Source organism: Marivita hallyeonensis (assembly GCF_900129875.1).
Lineage (GTDB): Bacteria > Pseudomonadota > Alphaproteobacteria > Rhodobacterales > Rhodobacteraceae > Marivita > Marivita hallyeonensis.
This window is the reverse complement of record NZ_FQXC01000001.1, coordinates 338,257-356,538: the sequence shown is the minus strand read 5'-3', so window position 1 is coordinate 356,538 and position 18,282 is coordinate 338,257. Positions and strand designations below refer to the sequence as shown.

Annotated in this window: 17 protein-coding genes and 1 pseudogene; 1 reads left to right on the top strand and 17 read right to left on the bottom strand. The window is 60.1% G+C overall.

All coding sequences use genetic code 11. From position 1 onward, the window contains the following. Nucleotides 1–783: 783 nt before the first annotated feature. From hypE to hypF, 17 genes are all read right to left on the bottom strand, one after another. The gene (gene hypE, locus BUA42_RS01775; RefSeq protein ID WP_072775980.1) at nucleotides 784–1,824 is read right to left on the bottom strand and encodes a hydrogenase expression/formation protein HypE; all 1,041 of its coding nucleotides are present in this window, start codon (nucleotides 1,822–1,824) and stop codon (nucleotides 784–786) included. Then, entirely contained in the window at nucleotides 1,821–2,990 is a 1,170-nt protein-coding gene (hypD, locus tag BUA42_RS01770) for a hydrogenase formation protein HypD (RefSeq protein WP_072775979.1), read from the bottom strand. Before hypD ends, hypE begins: the two co-directional genes overlap by 4 nt. After that, on the bottom strand, nucleotides 2,987–3,277 hold the full coding sequence (locus BUA42_RS01765; RefSeq protein ID WP_072775978.1) for a HypC/HybG/HupF family hydrogenase formation chaperone: 291 nt from the start codon (nucleotides 3,275–3,277) through the stop codon (nucleotides 2,987–2,989). Before BUA42_RS01765 ends, hypD begins: the two co-directional genes overlap by 4 nt. Before the next feature lie 3 nt (nucleotides 3,278–3,280). Next, a complete protein-coding gene (locus BUA42_RS01760; protein WP_072775977.1) occupies nucleotides 3,281–4,699 on the bottom strand; it encodes a sigma-54-dependent transcriptional regulator in 1,419 nt (472 codons plus the stop codon). Further along, nucleotides 4,696–5,529, bottom strand: coding sequence for a hydrogenase nickel incorporation protein HypB (gene hypB, locus BUA42_RS01755; RefSeq protein WP_072775976.1), 834 nt, complete (start codon nucleotides 5,527–5,529; stop codon nucleotides 4,696–4,698). The genes BUA42_RS01760 and hypB overlap by 4 nt, the downstream gene beginning before the upstream one ends. Continuing rightward, nucleotides 5,529–5,870 (bottom strand): hydrogenase maturation nickel metallochaperone HypA, encoded by a 342-nt coding sequence (gene hypA / locus BUA42_RS01750; RefSeq protein WP_072775975.1) that lies wholly within the window; start codon nucleotides 5,868–5,870, stop codon nucleotides 5,529–5,531. Before hypA ends, hypB begins: the two co-directional genes overlap by 1 nt. After that, a complete protein-coding gene (locus tag BUA42_RS01745) occupies nucleotides 5,863–6,756 on the bottom strand; it encodes a hypothetical protein (protein WP_072775974.1) in 894 nt (297 codons plus the stop codon). The genes hypA and BUA42_RS01745 overlap by 8 nt, the downstream gene beginning before the upstream one ends. Next, nucleotides 6,756–7,544, bottom strand: coding sequence for a [NiFe]-hydrogenase assembly chaperone HybE (locus BUA42_RS01740; protein WP_072775973.1), 789 nt, complete (start codon nucleotides 7,542–7,544; stop codon nucleotides 6,756–6,758). The genes BUA42_RS01745 and BUA42_RS01740 overlap by 1 nt, the downstream gene beginning before the upstream one ends. Next, nucleotides 7,541–8,368 carry a hydrogenase expression/formation protein gene (locus BUA42_RS01735; RefSeq protein ID WP_072775972.1) on the bottom strand — a complete coding sequence of 276 codons (828 nt, stop codon included), beginning with the start codon at nucleotides 8,366–8,368 and terminating at the stop codon, nucleotides 7,541–7,543. The genes BUA42_RS01740 and BUA42_RS01735 overlap by 4 nt, the downstream gene beginning before the upstream one ends. Further along, nucleotides 8,368–8,754 carry a thioredoxin domain-containing protein gene (locus BUA42_RS01730; protein WP_072775971.1) on the bottom strand — a complete coding sequence of 129 codons (387 nt, stop codon included), beginning with the start codon at nucleotides 8,752–8,754 and terminating at the stop codon, nucleotides 8,368–8,370. Before BUA42_RS01730 ends, BUA42_RS01735 begins: the two co-directional genes overlap by 1 nt. Nucleotides 8,755–8,764: 10 nt before the next feature. Next, on the bottom strand, nucleotides 8,765–9,088 hold the full coding sequence (locus tag BUA42_RS01725) for a HypC/HybG/HupF family hydrogenase formation chaperone (protein ID WP_072775970.1): 324 nt from the start codon (nucleotides 9,086–9,088) through the stop codon (nucleotides 8,765–8,767). A 3-nt stretch (nucleotides 9,089–9,091) separates the two neighbouring features. Further along, nucleotides 9,092–9,700 (bottom strand): HyaD/HybD family hydrogenase maturation endopeptidase, encoded by a 609-nt coding sequence (locus BUA42_RS01720; protein ID WP_072775969.1) that lies wholly within the window; start codon nucleotides 9,698–9,700, stop codon nucleotides 9,092–9,094. A gap of 314 nt (nucleotides 9,701–10,014) precedes the next feature. Then, nucleotides 10,015–10,803 (bottom strand): Ni/Fe-hydrogenase, b-type cytochrome subunit, encoded by a 789-nt coding sequence (gene cybH / locus BUA42_RS01715; RefSeq protein WP_072775968.1) that lies wholly within the window; start codon nucleotides 10,801–10,803, stop codon nucleotides 10,015–10,017. Further along, the gene (locus BUA42_RS21050; RefSeq protein ID WP_178346827.1) at nucleotides 10,800–10,973 is read right to left on the bottom strand and encodes a hypothetical protein; all 174 of its coding nucleotides are present in this window, start codon (nucleotides 10,971–10,973) and stop codon (nucleotides 10,800–10,802) included. Before BUA42_RS21050 ends, cybH begins: the two co-directional genes overlap by 4 nt. An 11-nt stretch (nucleotides 10,974–10,984) precedes the next feature. Continuing rightward, the gene (locus tag BUA42_RS01710) at nucleotides 10,985–12,778 is read right to left on the bottom strand and encodes a nickel-dependent hydrogenase large subunit (RefSeq protein WP_072775967.1); all 1,794 of its coding nucleotides are present in this window, start codon (nucleotides 12,776–12,778) and stop codon (nucleotides 10,985–10,987) included. A 3-nt stretch (nucleotides 12,779–12,781) separates the two neighbouring features. Continuing rightward, nucleotides 12,782–13,882: a hydrogenase small subunit gene (locus tag BUA42_RS01705; RefSeq protein WP_072776686.1), complete on the bottom strand. Its 1,101-nt coding sequence runs from the start codon at nucleotides 13,880–13,882 to the stop codon at nucleotides 12,782–12,784. 214 nt (nucleotides 13,883–14,096) lie between these two features. Continuing rightward, nucleotides 14,097–16,334, bottom strand: a complete 2,238-nt coding sequence (gene hypF, locus BUA42_RS01700; protein WP_072775966.1) for a carbamoyltransferase HypF — start codon at nucleotides 16,332–16,334, stop codon at nucleotides 14,097–14,099. Nucleotides 16,335–16,988: 654 nt separating this feature from the next. Here hypF and BUA42_RS01690 point away from each other — a divergent pair. Then, nucleotides 16,989–18,143 (top strand): annotated as a pseudogene (locus tag BUA42_RS01690) (IS3 family transposase). Nucleotides 18,144–18,282: the final 139 nt, after the last annotated feature.

The window sequence follows — 18,282 nt, the reverse complement described above, 5'->3', positions numbered from 1 at the left end:
TTATTATATGCACTTTCGACCAGCTTGTTCTGTAGCAAATAATTGAGCAGAACATCGCGCCAATAAGCCCAGAGGCTTCTGTCGCGCACGATTAAGCTGCGTTCCTGGAGGACACGGATTGTGATCGGATAGCCAATTTGCCGGAAAACACGATGACGTGTAACTCCGATATCTTCAGCATGGCTGATTGAGCACAGGCAGGAAGATTAGAAGGCGTCATGATCGTACGAAGAATGTCCGTCTCCCCGTTGCCAGACGCATCCAGCCCGTCTGTGTGATCAAAGGGCGGAAAATCTAGCCCCAAGCGGGGACACTTCCGGTAGCACAGCACCGACAAGAACACTTCAACAAAAATCAGGGGCGTTCTCGGACGTAACTTTGCTTTGACAGACATAAAGTCTGCGACAGTGGTGTCGTGAACCTGAGTGAGGCGATGGCCAAGATCTCTTCGGTCCCTGCCCAACGGCTCGGCCTTAATATCCGCAGCAAGATATCTCAGGGTCCAAGCCGATACATGTGTCTTCGGCCCGGCTCCCAAAACAAGCAACGCGACAGCCCGACATCCTACGCCTCATGCTACTGGCACAGACGGCGTGCTAGCAAATTGCGCATTGCCCATGCGCGATCATTAGCGAATTCCGGTCGACAAGGTGAGGTACCCCGCGGTTTTGACGCAATCTTTTAGCGGCGGATTAGGCGTTCGAGTCTGGGTGGTGTAGACTGCTCGCGTGCGGGACAACTGCGCCAGACTATTCTGCTGGTCCAATATACAAGAACGATTCTTCAGCAAATCCGCGGCAACTGTTCGCCGACCAGCATGTCCACGATGCGGCCGCCGCCGAAGCGGGTGCGCATGGTGACGGTGCCCGGATGGTCGCTGACGGCGGTTCCGATGATCTGCGCATTGCGTCCCTCCGGCGTGCTCCGCATGGCGGCGACTGCGGCATCGGCCTCATGCGGGGGGACAAAGAGCACCAGCGTGCCTTCGTTCGCGAGGTAGAGGGGATCGAGCCCAAGGATTTCGCACACACCCTTGACCTCGGGCCTGAGAGGCAGGCTGTCTTCGTCAATAACGATGCCGCATTTGGCGGTTTGCGCGATTTCGTTTAATGCGCTCGCCACTCCGCCTCTGGTCGCGTCGCGTGCGGCTCTGACATTCGGTGCGGCGTCGATAACCGCTTCCATGAGGTGCCCCAACCCGGCGCAATCACTCTCGATGTCACTCGACAACGCCATGTCTCCACGGGCGGCGAGGATGGCGGCTCCGTGATCCCCCAACACGCCATTCACGATGGCCACGTCGCCCGGTCTCACCTGGTCCGCAGCAAGGTTGCGACCCGCCGGGATCACGCCGACGCCCGAGGTCGTGACGAAAACTTTGTCAGCGCTGCCGCGACCGACCACCTTCGTATCGCCGGTAACGATGCGCACCCCGGCTTTGTCCGCCTCTGTCGCCATCGATGCGACGATGCGTCTGAGCAAGGCCACGTCACACCCTTCTTCGATAATGAAGGCCGCCGACAACCACAGCGGCTTTGCGCCGCCAACGGCGAGGTCGTTGACCGTGCCGCATACCGCGATCTTGCCGATGTCGCCGCCGGGAAATTCGACCGGATCGACGACGAAACTGTCGGTGGTGAAGGCGAGTTGCGCACCCGGTTCAGTCAGAGCCGTTGAGGTCAACCGCGCCTGGTCCTCCATCGAGGCCGGCTGAAAGACCGACGTGAACACGTCATCGATCAGGTCGCGCATGGCCTTTCCACCGCCGCCATGGGCCAAGGTCACCACGCCGTCACGCAATTTGGGTTTGGCATGCATGTTCATTCCGCCGGCTCCATCGGTGATGTGGCGGTGGTGTCACTCAGACCACGCAAGCCCCCGTATTGCCAGTAGGCTGCGCAGGCGCCTTCCGAGCTGACCATCAAGGCCCCCAAGGGCATCTCGGGCGTACAACCAATCCCGTATTGCGGGCACCCGGTGGGCTTGATGCGGCCGGTCATCACCTGCCCGCAGGCGCAGCCTTCGGGTTCGGCGACAACACGCGGACCGGCACCGTAGCCGATGCCGAATTTCTCTTCCGCATCGAAAGGCGCGTATTTGGCGCGAATGCGGAGGCCGCTTTCATCGATCTCACCCAAGCCGCGCCATTCGAAGCTGGGGCGCTTTTCGTAGACGTCGTCGATGGCCGCAAGGCTGATCGGATTTCCGTCTTCAGGGACAACTCGGGCGTACTGGTTTTCGACCTCGGCGCGCCCATCGCGGATTTGCGTCAGAACCATTAATACCGACTGGAGCAGGTCGAGCGGTTCGAACCCTGCGACGACAATGGGCTTTCCGTACTGTTCGGCGATGAAGTTGTACGGTGTCGTGCCGATCACCATCGACACGTGGCCGGGACCAACAAAACCATCGAGGACCATGTGCGGATCATCGAGCAACGCCTTGATCGGCGGCGGCACGGTGATGTGGTTGCAGAAGACCGAGAAGTTCTCGAGCCCCTCGCGCGCGGCTTGCTGGACTGACAGCGCCGTCGATGGCGTGGTCGTCTCGAATCCAAGGCCGAAGAACACCACCTCGCGGTCCGGATTGCGGCGTGCCAGCTCCAACGCGTCGAGCGGCGAATAAACCATACGAATATCCGCGCCTTCGGCTTTGGCTTGCATCAGCGATTTCCGCGTGCCGGGCACGCGCATCGCGTCGCCGAAAGTGGTGAAGATAACCTCCGGGCGCTCCGCCAATTCCACACATTCATCCACTCTGCTCATCGGCAAGACGCAGACCGGGCAGCCCGGCCCGTGGATGAATTCGACCCCCGGCGGTGTCAGGCGGTCCAGCCCGTAGCGAAAGATCGCGTGCGTGTGGCCGCCGCAGATTTCCATGATGTGAACGGGGTTCTCGAAGGTGGCCCCGATCTCGTCCACAACGCGCGTGATGGCGGACAGCAGGCCTTCGGCCGCTTTCGGGTCGCGGAACTCCTCGATGTATCTCATGACTGGCCCTCCAATGCGCGCGCGCCGTCTTCCATGGCGTCGAGCGTTTCCTGCGCTTCACCCAGTCCTTGCAGTGCTTCCAAGGTACGCGCGGCCTCGTCTTCGTCGATCAGAGCCATGGCAAAACCAACGTGGATCAAGGCGTATGATCCGATCAACCCGTCCAGCGGGCCATCCACGACCGGGGCGACGCTTACCTCGCGCCGCACGCCCGAGATATCCGCCATTGCCATCTGTCGGACCTCATCCGTGATTTCGATAATCTGTCCGGGTATTCCAAGGCACATGAGTCAGGCCCCCTCTGTTTGCGGCTGTGTGATGCCGTAGCGTTCGATCTTGGCGCGCAGACCGACCCGGCTGAGGCCAAGTTCGGCAGCCGCGCGGCTTTTGTTCCATTTGAGACGGGTCAAGGTTTCGCGCAGGATGCGGCCCTCAATGGCTTCGACGCGATCCTTGAGTGGACCTTCCGCCGACATGATCTCTGTCTCGGCAATGTCGGACTGCACCGGACCCGCTTGCAGGATGCGGCGCGAGATGACCTCGGGGCCAAGCATCGGATCCTGCGCCTGGATCAGCATGCGGGTCACCTCGTTGCGCAATTCGCATAGGTTTCCGGGCCAGGAATAGGCCATCAGGAACTCAAGCGCGGCCTCGCTGAAGCCGTGCACAAGCTTGCCATGTTCCCGGCTGGCGTCCTCGGCCGCTGCGCGCGCCAGAAGAGGGATGTCGCACATCCGGGACTTGAGTGACGGTAGAGCCAGTTCCGCAATGGAAATTGCGTAATAAAGCGCCGCGTCGAGCCGACCCGACGCAATCAGTTTGTGCGGGTCAACGGTTGTAGAGGTAATCAAACGGGCCTGGCTGACTGTGGGTTCGGCCAGGCCGGGCACTTCGAACAGACCGTCTCTCGCGACGCGGAGGACCCGCAGTTGCAGTGACGGGGGCAGCGTGTCGATGCCAGCGAGATAAAGCGTTCCCTGATCCGCCTTGCGCAACAGACCCATCTTGTTGATGGCAGGAGACCCGTTTGCCGGTTTGCGTTGACCGAATAGCGCGAGAGACACTGCCTCTTCCGTCAAGCCAGTGACGTCCAACGCCTGAAACGGTTGGTCCGAGCGCAACGAACTGTCGTGGATCGCGCGCGCCATGTCGGCTTTACCGGTGCCTTGCTCTCCGACCAAGAGGATCGGCACGTCGAAGCTCGCGTATTGCCGCGCGGCGGTGATGACCGACGTCATCGGCGATCCCGGCGTTCGCAGGATGCCCTCGAAGCCAAGCGCATTTGGCGACGGCAAGGGTTGAGGTCTGCGCGACCCCAAGCACCGCATTTCCAGCGCCATGCGCTCGTTCTCGCGTTTCAGGTTAAAGAGTTGTGTCGCGGTCGCTACGGCATTTGCAAGCTGTGTTGCCGACCAGTCGCGCGGGAGGATCTGACACGGATAATCTGACCCGGTTGTTGCTGCGGGATCAGCGTCGATGCTGATAAGCCGCGTTTCCGGCCAATCGGAAAAAAGCTCTGACACATTCTCCTGACCGCCTGCACACACCGCGACTTGTACGAAATTTTCGGTCATCAAGCGGCGTAGCGCATCGGGCGTTTCCGCCGTCAGACAATCAAATCGTGCCTCCAGAGCGCACCCCATAGCGGAACGGTCTTCGGCGGTGCCGCCGTAGACCAGAACCGTTGGAAGGGGGGCGCTGTCTTTCATTCGGCTGCGGCCCGATGGGACTTCGCCGCAAGCTGAGCATTAAGCCACTGCACCCATGCGCCCATACCTTCGCCCGTGCGTGCGGAAATGCGGATGATATCGATACCCGGATTCACGCGGCGGAGGTTTTCTTCATAGAGGTCAAGGTCCACGTCGCAATGCGGCGCCAGGTCGACCTTGTTGAGCAAAGCAAGCCGTGCTGCGGTGAACATATCCGGGTATTTCAGCGGCTTGTCTTCGCCTTCTGTTACAGAAAGGATTGCGACCTTCGCGTCCTCACCAAGGTCAAAGGCCGCCGGGCATACGAGGTTGCCGACGTTCTCGATGAACAGCATAGCGCCATCCGGCAGGTCGAGATGATCCATGGCGTGGCCGACCATGTGACCGTCGAGGTGGCACCCTTTTCCGGTGTTCACCTGGATCGCCTTCGCACCGGTCTCGCGAATGCGGTCGGCGTCGTTCGACGTCTGCTGATCGCCTTCGATGACCGCCAGCGGTTGGTCGCCCAACGCTTCGATCGTTTTGCACAACAGGGTCGTTTTGCCTGAGCCGGGCGACGACACGAGGTTCAGCGCCAGCGCATTGATCTTCGCGAGACGGGCTCGGTTGGCCATTGCGTAGGCGTCGTTCTTGGCAAGGATATCTGTCTCAACCTCGATCAACCGCGCCTCGGACATGCCCGGCACGGACACACCGGCAGCGTTTTCGCCGAAGTGCAGATCGCCATGATCCCCGTGGTGATGGTGGTGACCATGGTGATGATGGTGGTGATCGTGGTCATGTTTATGGCCCTCGACCGTGCTGTCTCCGCATCCGCAAACCGTACACATCAGGCTGCCTCCAAATCTTTGATCCGCATTTCATCACCCGCCGTCGGCATCAGCTTTCCGCCACCACACAGCGGGCAGGGTTGTAGTCTGTCATCGATTTCGACCTCTTTCGCGCAGTCGAAGCACATGGCTTTTCCCGGCAGGTCGATCATGACAAGCGTCGCGCCCTCGGCGACCGATCCGCGCATCACGACGTCGAAGGCGAATTCCAGAGCGGGCTTTTCAACGCCCGCGAACCGGCCGATTTCGACGCGCACGCGATTGATCTTCTCGACATTATGTATTGCCGCCTGATCCTCGATGACCGACCGGATGCCTTCGCAGAGTGACATCTCATGCATGGGACATCTCCTTAACGCGGATGGGCGAACAGGGATCGAGGATGTCGATCACAAGGGGCGCCAAACCCGCCCTGTCAGCGGGAAGTGCGGCGAGCGTCTGATCCAGCACGCCACCCTTCGCCTGCAAGTGATCAGTGGGTGTAACGCGATTGAATTCGGCAACAGTTTCGCCGGTGGTGTTGGCCTGAACGGTATAGAGACCGCGCGTTGCGGGCACATGCGCAAGGCCCGGTTCAGGGGATCTGGCAAGCAAAGGGGCGCCTTGTAACAACGCCTGCAGGTCGTAGGCCCGCGCCATTATGCGCCAGAGTGGGCCCCGACCGTGTTGGTGTTCGACCAGAGCGAGGATCGGGTGTTCGTGAACTCGCACAGCGCAGGAGTTTTCGACCCGTGCAAAGCGGTCCCCTGCTGTGGTTGCGGTCACGAATGGGAGGTCGCATGCAACGGCCTCACCGTCGCGGAACAGGTTTTGAACCTTTCCCAGCAAGCCCGCGATACCCGCGTCGGAAGCGCAAAAACTCTCAAAGTCCTGTGCCGTGTCGGGCAGGCGGCCTTGCGGTCCGAAGAGCGCACGCGCGAGTTCATCGCCGCCTTCCTGCCATCCGTCGGGTAGTGGAACAGGGCTTTGGCCGAAATGTCCGGGCAGGATCAGCGTCAGACGCAAGACGTGGTCCCGCAGGATCTCGCGGCGCAAAGCCTCGCTGTCGTCCAATGTTGGCAGCCCAAGCGCCAGGCGCGTGGCCATGCCTTGCGCCGCACGGCATAGGTTGAACAGGCGCGGCATCAGGTCGGCGACCTCACGGCGGGACTTGCCCAGCACCAAGGCCTCAACCGGCAATGGCGGCGCCGTTTCCGCCACAAGAGTATGCGCGCGCCCGTCGAGCATCAGCCGTCCGTGCCCGCTGCAATGCCACCGGTGATGACTTTGCGACGTGTCGGAGTGTCATCGAGTTGGGGTTCATCTGTCTCTTCAAGCGCCGCCAGTTCCGCTTCTCGCGCAGAACGGATGTCCGCTGAGCGGTCCGTTTCGGCACGGTTGGCCTCATCGAACAGCGCCTGCATCACGGCTTTGCCGACATCCACGGCCTGCGCCTGAGTGTTGAAATCGCCCATGGGCGAGAAAAGCGAACAGGCTTTGTAACCGCCTGTCTGTTCGCGCGTATTGTGGATGAATTCGTACGCGCCCGATGGAAACGCGATCAGTTCCTTCTCGCCGGGCGTCAGATCATCCCAGGTCTCGTCCTTCCCCGGCAGTTGGATCAGGTTCATGAACCACGGGCTGATCAACACGCCGAGCGGGCGTCCCTCGTGCATCCGGAAACCGACGGCCTGCACATGCAGGAGCTTGTTGACGATGGGAACATCTTTCATCTTGGCGTTCCAGATCTCGGTGAAATCCGCCGCGAGCGCCTTGGTGCACTCGTTCAGAAACGCCGTTTCCGCCACCTCAGGCGCGCCCGGGTCTTCGCGAACGAGGAATTGTTCAGGCGGGGCGCTGCAATTCGGACAAGACCAATCGTCGGGCAAGGCTACGAAAGGTGTGCCCGGATCGATCTGACGCACATCGTCGCCTTCGGCTGGATCATAGGGTGTCCAGCAAATCTTGCATTCCATGATGGCCAGCGGGCTGATCTTGTCGGTGGCGCCGAGATAGCTGCCTTCGAACGTGGTCATGCGATGGCCTCCATCACAGCGCGGATGCGCAACGCGCTGTCGGCAAGATCTTCGTCTGCCGCGATGGCAACCTCTGGAATGGAAGTCACTTCGAACGTGTCGAGGATCAAGGTGTCCATGGAATTGAAGAACTGAACGCGCCAGATGCCTTTCGTGGCGGTCGCCGTGATCCGACAGTTGCCATAGCCACGGGACAGGATCGTCACCGATCCTTCACCCAAGGCGCTATCAAGCCAGACAAGATCCGGTTCGGAATGGGGCAGCAGCGTCAGGTTGATGACATGCGGATCCTGCCCGGGCACGAAAGCCCCGGACTTGTCGAGAAGTTCGACGATCAGGGCCGGCGCGCTCGCAAGGCCGGGCAGCTCGGGTGTCTTTTTCCCTTGTCCCGCGCGCACCGGTGCAAATGCGCGATCAAGCGCGAGCGTCGGCACAGGAGCGACTTCGATCCGGTCGATCCCTTCGCCCTTCAGAACCCAAACGCCCGCAAACACGCTTTCCTGCGCAGCAATTGCAGGGATGCCGCGCATTCGGATCGATACCTCGCCTTCTCCCATCACCTCGGCCACGAGAGCGCGGGATTTGGGGCTGAGACCTGACAGGTCGAAAACCTGCGCTGCGCCGGTTTCGGCACAGACCGACGCGGCGTCGGCGATCTCGTCCAGCAACCGCATCGTCGCGGCGTCGCTGGCATCTGCGGCTTCCGGAATGCGCGGGGAATACGTCCGCATCTCCTGCGGCATCGGCATTACGTCAAGCGTCTCATCCTCGGGCTGCGAGCCGGGGCCAAAACCTGTGGGGGGCATCTGGAAATTCTGGACCATCAGTCGGCTCCTTCCGGGACAAGCGAGAGTATGTGCGTGACGCGTGCGAGGTAATCGTCCCAGTCGCGCACTTTCGGGATCGTGCCGACCTGCTGACCGTCGCGGAAGAAAACAAGCAGCGGCGTCTTGAAAACGCCCGCGTCTTCGCGGACCTGGTATTCGATCTCGTCGCCGATCACGGCGCAGTCGAACTTGCCCTGAAAGCACTGTACGATCTCGGGCAGGATCACGGCGGCGTCGGTGGTTTCGAGGTTCTTGGCCGGGTCGCCAGGAATAAACAGGCAATGCGCGCCGGGGCGATTGACGAAATCCGCGACGGCGTCATGCTGGTTCAGCGCGGGCCATCCCATGTCGTCCGTCAGTCTGGCAATCAGCGGGTGGGTCATCTTTGGTCCTTCAGGCTGTGGATTTGCCCGCGTCCAGCGCGGCTTGCAGATGCGGCGGAAGCTGCGGCCCCCGCGCCTCGATATCGGCGAAGGCGTCGATGCCGGTGTCGTGTCCCGACATGACCGCACGGAGGTTATCGACGGCTGCCTTGATCTTGAGTGCGTCGTCCGGGTCCAGCACGTCGCGCGCGGCCCCAAGAAAAGTCAGTACCCAAGTGCCAACGGGCTGCGTACCGACCAAAGACAGATCGATCTCGTGGCTCGCATCACCATCGAAGGCCGTCGCGCGGAAGGTGTCCACCTGCGTGATCTGCATGGGGATGCCGACGCACATGGCTTATTCTCCGACCGGGAGGAAACGCGCGTCGCCGATGCGGCAGGCTTCGTCTTCGGAAGGACGGCCTTCTTCGTAGGCGTCGCGCTTGATCGAGGCGTCTGCGAGAAGGCTGTCATCGCCCTGCCCCGGCACCGGTTCGATCCCAAGATCGCGCAGGCGCGACAGTGCGATGTCGATGCTCGGTCCGATCTGCGCCGCAACCGCGTCCCGCAACCCGCCGCCGTAATCTTCCAGCTCGACGGGCTGGCAACCGATGAGGATCAGCGTTTCCGGGCAGTATCCCATCAGCGTCGCGGTCGCGATCACGTCCTGAAACCCGGTCTGGTGCAGGCTCATTTTCTTGGCACCCATGAACTGCGGCACCGCATCGCCTTCGACGATTTTGAGCGTTCCGGGCGTCAGGCCATAATCGACGGCGTCAAAGACAATGAGAACGTCCGCCTCTTCAAGAAACGGCAATAGGTAGAGGCCCTGTGTACCGCCATCGAGCAGTGTGACGTTCGTCGGGAACGACCAGTTGCGCACCATCTCTTCGACGCAGCGCACGCCGAAACCTTCATCGGCCCACAAGACGTTTCCGATGCCAAGCACCAGAACCCGATGATCCATTTCGTGTCCTCCCGGTTCCCCGATGGCCGCATTAATGACGACCGATTATGCGCAGGCGATGCGCCTCCTCCACGGGTTGGCTTGGTTAGGACCTTTCCACCTTTCGTGAAAACCGGTTGCTAACCACCCGCTGCCGACTCTGTTAAAAGATGTATGACGGAGGCGTATTTGATCTGGATCAAAGTTTTGCCTTTGCCCAAAAATTAAGCAGTTTCAATTACATAGCGGAAATGAGATGTGAAAAATGTGAAAGAGCGCGCCAGCGGCGCGCTCTAAGCCCTTAAACCATTGCGGGAAATGCCCGTTCCGGGAAATCACTCGGGCCGATCATCCTTGAATGTCCGATGACCCGAGATCATCGTCGACACCATCGATTGCCGCGACATGATGTCCTCGCGGATCGCCGCGTAGATATGGATCATCATGAAGATCACGATCGCCCACATGCCCAGATGGTGCACCGAATGCATGATCTGGCTATTGCCGACGAGGTTCATCACGGGGCTGGTCAGCGCCCAGAGCCAGTGATCCGCGCCCAGACCTTCGGCATAGAGCGCGAAACCGGTAACGATCATGAAAGTCATGCCAACGGTCATGAAAAGGAACATCGCGATCTGCGCGAGCGGGTTGTGCCCGACGTATTTCTTCGGCTCTTTTTCCAGGAACAAGTACCAGCGAAGTTCGAAGAAGACCTCTTTCCACCAATCCGCCTTGTGGACTGGAAGGCGGAACATCTGCTTGGAGTGGTGATTGCCAACAAAGCTCCAGAACAGGCGTCCGAAAAAGCCGATGGTCATCACCATAGCCGCCGCGAAATGAGCAAAGCGGATGTAGCCGAACACGTATTGATCGACGGCTTCCCCGATCTGCATCGTCGGCGGCGGGTTCCCGATGAACCAGCCCGTAACGCACAAGACGACAATGGCCAGCGCGTTCACCCAGTGCCAAAGCCGTACAGGGGTCTCGTAGACGTAGACAGAGGTGTGACGCTTGATGGTTTCAAGGTCTTCCCGCGTCGCATCGCCGGTCAGAACCGAGGCCGAATAGAAATCGACCTTGGATTTCTGAAGTTCTTCCGGGGTGTCTTGCGCTTCGACCTTCATGACCGAACCCTCAGGACGACCCCCAGAACCAAGGCCACCGCGATCAGGGCAAGGCCGGCGTACATGCCTGCATGTGCCGTGCCATGGGCGGCCTCTGAAACCGGAACATGTGCTCCGTGCGCAAAGGCGGTTGCCGGTGTCAGTGCGATCAGTGTGATAAGCTTTTTCATGGTGGCCTCCCTCAGCGCACTTTGACGGTGGTCAGTTCGTCGCCATCGGGCGACATCACATGTGTGGAACAGGCGAGGCACGGGTCGAAGCTGTGCAGCGTGCGCAGGATTTCGACGGGCTCTTCCGGGCGCTCCATCTTGGTGTTCATGAGGCTGGCCTCGAACGCGCCGATATTGCCGGCGCTGTCTCTTGGCGACCCGTTCCAGGTGGTCGGCACGACGCATTGGTAGTTGTCGATGCGCCCGTCTTTGACCTGAACCCAATGCCCCAGAGCACCGCGAGGTGCTTCGGTCATGCCGACGCCCTTGGCCTCTTTCGGCCAGGTGGACGGATCCCATTTGGCGACATTGGCGGTGCTTTCGTCGCCGTTTTTGATGTTCTGCACCAGCTTGTCAAAGAAGTGCTTCTGCAGTCGGCCACAGTACTCGCTTTCCAGAGCGCGGGCCGCGGTGCGGCCCAGCGTCGAGAAGAGCGCTTCGACCGGCAGGTCCATCGTTTTCAGAAGGCCTGTCACCTGATTGGTGATGTCTTCGTGACCGTTTGCATAGCCAACGATGTAGCGGGCCAGAGGGCCAACCTCCATCGCGTGACCGCGCCAGCGCGGTGCTTTGATCCAGGAATACTTCGCCGCTTCGTCGATTTCCTTGATGTTCGTCCGAGTGCCTTTCATGTTGGCGCCCAGTTCGAACTTCGGATCGGTCACGCCGTCCCAGGGGTGCAGACCCTTGCCCGGCTCACCGTAGTCATACCACGAATGATCGACGAATTCCTGAACCTGCTCGGGATCGCGGACGTCGACATCGTGCACCTCGTTGAGGTTGCCATTGATAATCGCGCCGCGCGGCAGGTGAAGTTGCTCCGGCGAGAAGTCGTTCGGGTTCTCGGGGATATCACCATAGGCAAGAACCGCCTGGCTGGAGAGACCGCCGCCGTAGAGCCAGTTCTTGTAGAAGCCGCCGATGGCGATCACGTCCGGGATATAGACGTTGTTGTTGAAGTCGATACACTTCTGAATGATGGAGCTGACCATGTTCAGCCGCTCCATGTTGATCGCGCCGACCGCGCCGGAGCCATGCACGTTGATCGGGCACGGCACGCCTCCGACAAGCCAGTTCGGGTGCGGGTTCTTGCCGCCAAAGATCGTGTGGATCTTGACGACTTCTTTTTGCAGATCGAGCGCTTCAAGGTAGTGCGTCGTCGCCATCAGGTCGGCTTCGGGCGGCAGCAGATATGCCGGATTGTCCCAATAACCGTTCTTGAAGAGGCCGAGCTGACCGCTTTCGACGAACTGCTTCAGCCGATTCTGGACGTCACGGAAATAGCCCGGTGAGGACATCGGATGCGACGGGCTGACGGCCTGCTGCAACTCGGAGGTCGCTTTCGGGTCCGCGCGCAGGGCGTTTACCGGGTTCACCCAGTCTAGTGCGTGCAGGTGATAGAAATGCACGATGTGGTCGTGGATCTGCAGGTTCAACTGCATGATGTTTCGGATCGAGTTGGCGTTGTCCGGGATCTCGATCCCCAGCGCGTCTTCGACCGCGCGGACCGAGGTCAGCGCGTGCGTGCCGGTGCACACCCCGCAGATCCGTTCGGTAAAGGCCCAGGCATCGCGCGGATCGCGGCCCTTGAGGATCACTTCAAGGCCGCGCCACATGGTGCCGGTCGAGACCGCGTTCGTGATCATGTTGTTTTCATCGACATTCACTTCGCAGCGCATATGCCCTTCGATCCGTGTCACCGGGTCGACCACGATGCGCTGACCGGAATTATCGAGGCTGAAGCCGTTGGGTGTTTGGACGACCATCTGTTACGCCTCCTCTGTCGATGTTGCGGTGGATTTCTGGGCCTTGTCCTGAGCCGCCTTCAGCGCGGTGACAGCGGTATGAAGCGCGATGCCCCCGCCCACGACGCCCGCCGCGGCCACACCGACCTTGTCGGCATTGGCCTCGACCCCGAACTGCGTCAAGTCCGTCACACGGTTGTAGAAGCTGCCCTGATCCCAGAACCCGTCTTCGGAACAGCCGATGCAGCCGTGGCCCGACTGGATCGGGAAGCTGACACCTTCGTTGAAACCGATGGTCGAACACGCGTTGTACGTGGTCGGGCCTTTGCAGCCCATCTTGTAAAGGCAATAGCCCTTGCGCGCGTTGTCATCGTCCCAGCTTTCGACGAACTGACCGGCGTCGAAATGCGCGCGGCGGTAGCATTTGTCGTGAATGCGCTGGCCATAGAACATCGCCGGTCGGCCCTGGCGGTCAAGCTCGGGCAGACGGTCGAAGGTCAGCATGTAAGTGATGACGCTGGTCATGACCTCGGCGATGGGCGGACAGCCCGGCACCTTGATGATCGGCTTGTCGGTGATGACCTTATGCACAGGCGTCGCTTGCGTCGGGTTCGGCGCGGCGGCCTGCACACAGCCGTACGACGCACAGGCGCCCCAGCTGATCACGGCCTTCGCGTCCTTCGCGACATGGCGCAGCTTTTCGACAAAGGGTTTGCCAGCGCTGATGCAGAACATTCCGTCTTCGTTAAGCGGCGGATTGCCCTCAACCGCAAGGATGTAGTTGCCCTTGTATTTCTCGATGCTCTCTTCCAGTGCCGCCTCGGCGGCGTGTCCGGCAGCGGCCATCAGCACGTGCTGATAGTCGAGTGAGATCATCGACAGCACCACATCCTTGGCCAGCGGGTGCGCGCCCCGGATGAAGCTCTCCGAGCAGCAGGTGCATTCCAGACCGTTCACCCAGATCACCGGCGTGCGTGGCTTTGTTTCCATCGCGTGCGCGATTTTCGGAACGAAGGCAGGCCCGAGTCCCAGCGCGCTCGCCGTCAGGGTGCAATACTTCATGAAGCTGCGGCGGGTGATCCCCTGCCTACGCATCACATCATAAAAGGTTTCGATCTGAGACAATATTCCCTCCCATCCGGCAATGGCACTTATGCCGACGCGCGGCATGCGGCGGCCCTGCGCCAAATGTGCCGGAGCCGTGATGAAAAGGCTTTGCGCAAAGTCTCAAACTGCGACAAAACGACAAAATTATTGCTTATCAGACAGTTGCGCCTTTGCGGTCTGCTTTTTTGATCCAGATCAAGATAACGGTCTTACCACCCGTTTTTCAAAGTGGTTACTTCGCTTCCAGCCGCGCCATCGCAACCAAAGCCTGTCCCAACGCCAACCCGCCGTCGTTCGCTGGCACTTTTGTTTGGAGTAAAACCGGGACATCCCCTAACGCTTCGATCATCAGATCAAGCAGCAGCGCGTTCTGAAAACACCCGCCTGACAGCGCCACGGCCTGGGCCCGCCCCGTTTTCACAACGTGACGTGCAACTGCTGCAAATGACTGCGCAACACCCGTATGGAAACGCATTGCCATGGCCTCGATTGACACGCCTGCATCTCGGTCGTGCATGACCTCTGCCCATAAATCGGTATCGATGATTGCGCCCCCTTCCAGAGGCACCCGAAGCCCATAGCTGCCGCCTGCCTCTTGCGCAGGAGCCTTCCGCGCCCACGCCTCGAGTTGCATGGCGGCCTCTCCTTCGAAGCTTTGCGCGCCGTCAAATCCCAAGGCCGCTGCCATCGCGTCGAACAACCGCCCTGCAGAGGACGAAAGCGGCGCGTTCACGCCGGCATCCATCGCCTGTTGCAGAAGGCCGATAGGTTTGTCAGCAAGAACGTCGTGCGCGGCCGGGTCCAAATCAGCCTTCAGCAGCCTTGCCAAAAGATTGCGCCAGGGTTCGCGGTTTGCAGCATCCCCGCCGGGAAGATGTGCCTGGTCCAGCCAGGCGTAGCGTTCAAACTCCTGGTAATCACCGATCAGGACCTCGCCGCCCCAGACGGTCCCGTCGTCGCACAGACCCAATCCGTCCAGAATGATCCCGGCCACTCGCCCCCCGTCGCGCGGCCACATATTCTCTGCCAGACAGGACGCGAGATGAGCGTGATGATGTTGGACCTCGATACAGGGGAGGCCTGTGTCGCTCGCGTGACGGGACGACCTGTAGTCCGGATGCAGGTCGCAGGCGACCGCTTCAGGCGCATGGTCAAACAGAGCTGCATAATCGGCATCCGCTTTGACGAACTCATCCCAGGTCAGCGGATCGTCGAGGTCACCAAGATGATGGGACAACAATGCCTGGCCGTTTTTCGTCAGACATATCGCCGACTTCAGATGCGCCCCATAGGCCACGACGTCTGGCGCATCCTCAAACCCCGGCGGCAGCTGCAGCGTCCCCGGAACCCGCCCCCGTGCCCGTCGGAGGATCATCGGTCCGTGCGCCGTTTCGCGTTCCACGCTGTCATCCAAGCGTCGCACGATATCGCGGTCATGAAGCAGGATCGCGTCGGCAATATCGCCCAGTTTTTGCGCGGCCTCCTCGTTGCCGATCACCTGCGGCTCTCCTGACAGATTACCGGATGTCATGACCAGGGGGCGCCCAACATCACGCAGCAGGAGGTGATGCAGGGGGGTGTAGGGCAGCATCCACCCCAATTCGTGAAAGCCCGGAGCAATGCTTTCGGGCAACGCGGTCCCCTCTGAGTGCAGCAACACGATCGGTGCCGCCGGGTCCTGAAGCCGCGCTGTTTCGTCCGGCGAAACCGATGCGTATCGTCGTATGCACGACAGCGACCCCATTAATGCAAACGGTTTCGTGGGCCGCCGCTTACGCTCCCGCAACTTTGCCACGGCATCCGCATTGGTGGCATCACACGCGATATGAAACCCGCCCAACCCCTTGATCGCGACGATCTCTCCGGCGCGCAAGCGCCGTACTGCATCTCGCAAGGGATCGTCTGACGCAGGAGACATGGCCAGTTTCGGGCCACAGTTCGGGCATGCGATAGGTTGCGCATGAAACCTGCGGTCGGACGGATCGGCATATTCTGCTGCACAGGCCGGGCACATCTCGAAGTGCGCCATCGAGGTCTTCGCCCGATCATAAGGCAAGTTCTTCAAAATGGTGAAACGCGGCCCGCAATTGGTGCAATTCGTGAACGCATATCCCCGTCGACGCCCGTCAGTGGTGATCTCATCAACGCAATCCACACAGGTCGCTGCATCGGGCGTGACCCGCGTCTCTGCCCCTGCGTTGCCTGACTCAAGGATCTCGAACCCGGTGAAATGTTTCATGTCGATCGGATGCGTTTCGATTGTGTCAATCTGAGCAAGCGGCGGGCAACGCGTCTCAAGTGCGCGCAGAAAAGCATCGATCTCCTTACAATAAATGTAAATGAGCACGCCTTCAGCATCGTTTTGCACAGTACCGGCCGCGCCGAAATCCAGCGCCAACTGATAAACGAAGGGGCGAAAGCCGACGCCTTGAACTTGACCTCTGATCCTGATGGTAAATCCGAACGACATAAGATTACTGTGGTCGGAAAACGTGCCGAGGCAATGATATTCTGTTGTCGTCTTAGCGATCCCGGCGCAGACTGCTTTAGGGAATTTACGTCCCGACATGAGGACCTTTCTTGGTCTATCGGACGACAAAAGTGTTGAGATGCAAGCAAACTCTGACCATCGTCTACACCAATCGTGCGTGGGTGGCGTCGACCAATTTTGCTATTTTCAAAGCTGCAGGATATCGCAGAACAAGTTGACTGAAGTGCGAACCAGCGAAAACAATTTGCTGTTGCGTATAGCCTGACTTAAGCACCTTGGAGTGCACGTTTTCAGGTTAGCTGTACCCAGAGGTTCGTCCTCTCTCAAGCTTTGGTGATGCTACAGCGGAGCGAGTTCGTCGAGCCACGAATGCGGGCGGTATGGATTGTCGTCGTAGCGCCATGCCGCGATCAGTTAACTAGGATCTCGTAGGGTGGGCCGCAAATGCTCGTTCAGGCAATCGTTTTGCAGACGGGCGTTGAAGCTCTCAATTATTCGGTATTGCACTTGCTTGCCCCAACAAATCTGACACGGTTTGGCTTGGCTTTCATCCCGACACGCAAGCCTGGTGACCTGCTCCCCTGAAAGTCCTCGGTTTGAGGTTAGCCTGTTCTCCGAACGAGGAGACAGACGATGAAGAGAAGCCGTTTCAGCGAAGCGCAGATGATTGGCATTCTGAAGGAGCATCAGGCGGGCATGAGCGCGTTCGATCTGTGCCGCAAGCACGGGATCAGTGATGCGACCTTCTACAACTGGCGTCGCAAGTATGGCGGCATGGAAGTCGCCGATGCCAAGCGGCTGCAGGCGCTGGAAGCCGAGAACGCGAAGCTCAAGAAGATGCTTGCGGAGCAAATGATGGATGAAGCGACGCTGAAAGAGATGCTCGGAAAAAACTTCCGAGGCCCGGTTCGAGGAGGAAGGCTGTGGACTGGGCCATGCAAGCGAAGAGCTACTCGCAGCGGCGGGCCTGTGCGCTCGCGGGGATCGATCCGCTTGTCTATCAGCGCCGCTCAAAGCGTCCGGCTGATACGGCGCTGCGGGCCAGGATGAGGGAACTGGCCTCGGAGCGGCGGCGGTTCGGCTACCGGCGGCTGCACATCCTACTGAAGCGGGAGGGCTGGGAAGTGAACTGGAAGAAGCTCTACCGGCTCTACCGCGAAGAAGGGTTAGCCGTCCGTAAATGGTGCGGACGCAAGCGCGCGATCGGGACCAGAGCTTCGATGACCATCCCTCAAGGTCCGAACCAGCGCTGGTCGCTCGACTTCGTATCAGACGCGCTGTCGGTTGGCCGCCGGTTCCGCATCCTCTGTGTGATCGACGACTTCAGCCGGGAATGCCTGGCGACGGTCGTGGATACCTCGTTCTCGGGCATACGCGTCGCCCGCGAACTCGACCGGATCGCCGAGATGCGGGGCTCCCCCTGCATGGTGGTCAGCGACAACCATTGCCCGGCAGGCGATTTGCGCAGTAAGTCTGCCGAGAGGGGGCACCGAGCTGACATCGAACGCTATGCTCAAATGGCCGGAAGATCGACGTGTGGAATGGCACTACATCGCACCGGGCAAGCAGATGCAGAACGGCATCGTGGAAAGCTTCAATGGCCGCCTGCGAGACGAGTGCCTGAACGAGCACCTGTTCCCGACCCTGCGCCATGCCCGCCATCTGATCGCGGCATGGCGCGACGACTACGATCACCACCGCTCACACTCGAGCCTCGACGGGCTCTCCCCGCACGAGTATCACCAAAGATCAGAAGAGGACCAAACCCTGAACAGAGCTAACCTATAGACGCGGACTCAAAGTGGAGCAGGTCACTCTTCGTTTAGGTTCAGCTCAATGGTGATATTTGGCATAGCTGCTCCTTTCTAACTTCGGTCGAGATCTGTCTTCCGGGCCGTGAATGCGGTGTATTGGCAACCACCTGTGA

Coding starts and splice junctions, on each gene's coding strand:
- hypE (WP_072775980.1), bottom strand. CDS start 1,824: ATGAACATGCATGCCAAACCCAAATTGCGTGACGGCGTGGTGACCTTG.
- hypD (WP_072775979.1), bottom strand. CDS start 2,990: ATGAGATACATCGAGGAGTTCCGCGACCCGAAAGCGGCCGAAGGCCTG.
- BUA42_RS01765 (WP_072775978.1), bottom strand. CDS start 3,277: ATGTGCCTTGGAATACCCGGACAGATTATCGAAATCACGGATGAGGTC.
- BUA42_RS01760 (WP_072775977.1), bottom strand. CDS start 4,699: ATGAAAGACAGCGCCCCCCTTCCAACGGTTCTGGTCTACGGCGGCACC.
- hypB (WP_072775976.1), bottom strand. CDS start 5,529: ATGTGTACGGTTTGCGGATGCGGAGACAGCACGGTCGAGGGCCATAAA.
- hypA (WP_072775975.1), bottom strand. CDS start 5,870: ATGCATGAGATGTCACTCTGCGAAGGCATCCGGTCGGTCATCGAGGAT.
- BUA42_RS01745 (WP_072775974.1), bottom strand. CDS start 6,756: ATGCTCGACGGGCGCGCGCATACTCTTGTGGCGGAAACGGCGCCGCCA.
- BUA42_RS01740 (WP_072775973.1), bottom strand. CDS start 7,544: ATGACCACGTTCGAAGGCAGCTATCTCGGCGCCACCGACAAGATCAGC.
- BUA42_RS01735 (WP_072775972.1), bottom strand. CDS start 8,368: ATGGTCCAGAATTTCCAGATGCCCCCCACAGGTTTTGGCCCCGGCTCG.
- BUA42_RS01730 (WP_072775971.1), bottom strand. CDS start 8,754: ATGACCCACCCGCTGATTGCCAGACTGACGGACGACATGGGATGGCCC.
- BUA42_RS01725 (WP_072775970.1), bottom strand. CDS start 9,088: ATGTGCGTCGGCATCCCCATGCAGATCACGCAGGTGGACACCTTCCGC.
- BUA42_RS01720 (WP_072775969.1), bottom strand. CDS start 9,700: ATGGATCATCGGGTTCTGGTGCTTGGCATCGGAAACGTCTTGTGGGCC.
- cybH (WP_072775968.1), bottom strand. CDS start 10,803: ATGAAGGTCGAAGCGCAAGACACCCCGGAAGAACTTCAGAAATCCAAG.
- BUA42_RS21050 (WP_178346827.1), bottom strand. CDS start 10,973: ATGAAAAAGCTTATCACACTGATCGCACTGACACCGGCAACCGCCTTT.
- BUA42_RS01710 (WP_072775967.1), bottom strand. CDS start 12,778: ATGGTCGTCCAAACACCCAACGGCTTCAGCCTCGATAATTCCGGTCAG.
- hypF (WP_072775966.1), bottom strand. CDS start 16,334: ATGTCGTTCGGATTTACCATCAGGATCAGAGGTCAAGTTCAAGGCGTC.